This window comes from Marseilla massiliensis (assembly GCF_016899855.1).
Classification (GTDB): Bacteria; Bacteroidota; Bacteroidia; order Bacteroidales; family Bacteroidaceae; genus Prevotella.
Window position 1 is genome coordinate 1 of sequence record NZ_JACJJG010000174.1, and the last position, 2760, is coordinate 2760.

2 protein-coding genes and 1 pseudogene are annotated in these 2760 nt (G+C 48.8%); 2 read left to right on the forward strand and 1 reads right to left on the reverse strand.

Annotated elements, in window-relative coordinates; translation table 11 throughout:
* Positions 1-416 (reverse strand): annotated as a pseudogene (locus tag H6A34_RS14055) (glutamate formimidoyltransferase); the annotation flags it as partial.
* Positions 417-1125: 709 nt separating this feature from the next.
* Here H6A34_RS14055 and H6A34_RS14060 point away from each other — a divergent pair.
* Both H6A34_RS14060 and H6A34_RS14065 read left to right on the forward strand, forming a co-directional pair.
* A complete protein-coding gene (locus tag H6A34_RS14060) occupies positions 1126-1872 on the forward strand; it encodes a polyprenol monophosphomannose synthase (RefSeq protein ID WP_205106024.1) in 747 nt (248 codons plus the stop codon).
* 80 nt (positions 1873-1952) lie between these two features.
* Complete coding sequence (locus tag H6A34_RS14065) at positions 1953-2687, forward strand: lysophospholipid acyltransferase family protein (RefSeq protein ID WP_205106025.1); 735 nt, start codon at positions 1953-1955, stop codon at positions 2685-2687.
* The last annotated feature ends 73 nt before the right edge of the window (positions 2688-2760 follow it).

Genomic DNA, 2760 nt, shown 5'->3' on the forward strand with positions numbered 1-2760 from the left:
CGGCGCTCGGGTTTCAGTGCCGCCGCCTCGTAGCAGTAGCACGGAATGCCCGTCTCCGTAGCGATACGCTCGGCAAGTTTACGTGCCAGCTGTGCGCACTCCTCAAGCGTTATGCCGCTTACGGGCACAAGGGGCAGCACGTCAGTGGCGCCGATACGCGGGTGCTCACCGTGGTGGTGGCGCATGTCTATCACCTCGCCGGCCTTCTTTACTGCCCTGAACGCAGCCTCTACTACTGCCTCGGGTTCGCCCACGAAGGTGACAACGGTGCGGTTGGTAGCTTCGCCGGGGTCAACATCAAGCAGGCGTACACCCTCACACGCCTCGATTTCGTCGGTTATCTGTTTGACAACGGCCATGTCGCGTCCCTCGCTGAAGTTGGGAACGCACTCGATAATCTGTCTTGTTTTCGCCATAGCTCAAAATCGGATATTTTATGTTTTCAGTTTAAATTTATCATTAACAAACGCCGGCCTCAGTCAGGCCCTTTGCCTTATGAAGGCCGTTATATAATATATGGAGTGAAACCATCTTTGCAAAGATAGTGCTTTTGAATAAGAACAGCAAGAAAAACGAAGGAAAATTTAAACACTGTCGGACGTCATAGTGAAAGCGTTTTGCGCTGTTCGCAACCGTTAAAATTGCATTTCGGCATGCCGGCATGCTGTGAGCTGTACTTCTAACTGTCAAAAAGTAAGATGGCAATGGCATTTGTAAAATATATAAAGGACTTTAGTTTGTTGCGTGCCAGTGTGTTCGGCGCAGGCGTTTCCTCGCCTTTTTTCGGCACGCTTCACGCATGCTTTCAAGGCTGTTTTTTGCATGTTTGTAATCCGTTGATAATCAATGGCTTTCCAATATGCCGTCTTTCACCTTCCAAAAAGCCATCAATTGTGCTCTAATAGACGGCCTTTCGGAAGGTGAAAGACGGCATATCGCAATTCGATAGAAGTCGGGGAGTATGGCAACCAATGTTGTAGTAAACACTCATTCCATATATCTAATCTGCTGGCAGACTGTATGTATATTCCTAAAATGTTGAATTTATGGGGCCTGATTGTATTTAATATGAAATAAAAATGCTATTTTTGCAGGAACAAAACACGCGTGAATAAAGCAGCAGCCATGAACAAAAGCGACAGTATTGTAATAATCCCGACATATAACGAGAAGGAGAATATCGAGAAGATAATCCGTGCCGTGTTCTCGTTGGAAAAGTGTTTTCATATCCTTGTGATTGACGACGGCTCGCCTGACGGCACTGCCGGTATCGTTCATCGCCTGATTGACGGCGAGTTCGGCGACCGTCTGTTCATCATCGAGCGTAGCGGCAAGCAGGGATTGGGCACGGCATACATCACAGGATTCAAGTGGTCGCTGGCCCATGGCTATGACTATGTGTTCGAGATGGACGCCGACTTCAGCCATGACCCCAACGACCTGCCGCGCCTTTACGCAGCATGTCATGACGAAGGGTATGATGTCGCTATCGGTTCGCGTTACGTCAGTGGAGTCAACGTGGTCAACTGGCCCATAGGCCGAGTGCTGATGAGCTACTTTGCGTCGCAATACGTCAGGCTCGTTACAGGTTTCAAGGTGCATGACACAACGGCCGGATTCAAGTGTTACCGCCGTAAAGTGCTTGAGACGATAGAACTTGACAAAATCCGTTTCAAGGGTTACGGCTTCCAGATTGAAATGAAATATACCGCTTACAAGATAGGTTTCAAAATCAAGGAAGTGCCCGTGATATTCGTCAACCGCCGCGAGGGAGTGTCAAAAATGAGCGGAGGCATTTTCGGCGAGGCGTTCTTCGGGGTTATGCGCCTGCGTTGGGACGGATGGACGAGAAAGTATCCTAAAATCAATTAACAATGAGACCGACGCCGGTTGTGTGCTGAAACTTATCATTGTAGATTGTGGTTATACCAATGAATTATGCATTTTGAATTATGAAATACTTATACCGTATTTATCAAATCATTATCGCCCTGCCTGTCATCATCGTGCTTACGCTGCTCACGGCGGTGACGACAAGTATCGGTTGTATCTTTGGCAACGGGCATTTCTGGGGCTATTATCCGCCCGTAATCTGGTCGACGTGGGTGTTGAAGGTGCTGTTCCTGCCCGTTGAAGTCATCGGACGCGAGAATCTTAAACATGGAGAGTCGTACGTGTTCGTAAGCAATCACCAGGGAGCGTTCGACATCTTCCTTATCTTCGGCCATCTTCGCCGTAACTTCAAGTGGATGATGAAGCAGCAGTTGCGTAAAATCCCGTTTGTTGGTTACGCCTGCGAAAAGTCTCACCAGATATTCGTAGACAGGCGCGGACCGAAAAAAATCAAGGCATCTTACGACAAGGCGCGTCTCACTTTGAAGGAAGGCATGAGCGTTGTGGTGTTTCCTGAAGGCTCGCGCACGTACAACGGCCGTATGACAGCATTCAAGCGGGGCGCCTTTATGCTGGCAGATGAACTGCAGTTGCCCGTAGTGCCGCTGACAATCAACGGCTCGTTTGACGTTATGCCGCGTACAAGCAAATGGTATTGGGTACACCGCCACAAGCTGACTCTTACAATCCATGCGCCTATATATCCGCAATCACAGGGCGCGGACAACATCAGCCGCCTGATGGAAGAAAGCTACAAGGAAATCCATGACGGGCTGGACGAGAAATATAAATAAGTATATTAGCAGACGGGAGACAGACTTTTAGCAGACAAGACACCAGCAGACAAGCAGACGAGGAGATTTGCAT

What these genes read in the sequence shown, in the direction of transcription:
- H6A34_RS14060 (WP_205106024.1), top strand. Translation starts at nt 1,126, where the DNA reads ATGAACAAAAGCGACAGTATTGTAATAATCCCGACATATAACGAGAAG.
- H6A34_RS14065 (WP_205106025.1), top strand. Translation starts at nt 1,953, where the DNA reads ATGAAATACTTATACCGTATTTATCAAATCATTATCGCCCTGCCTGTC.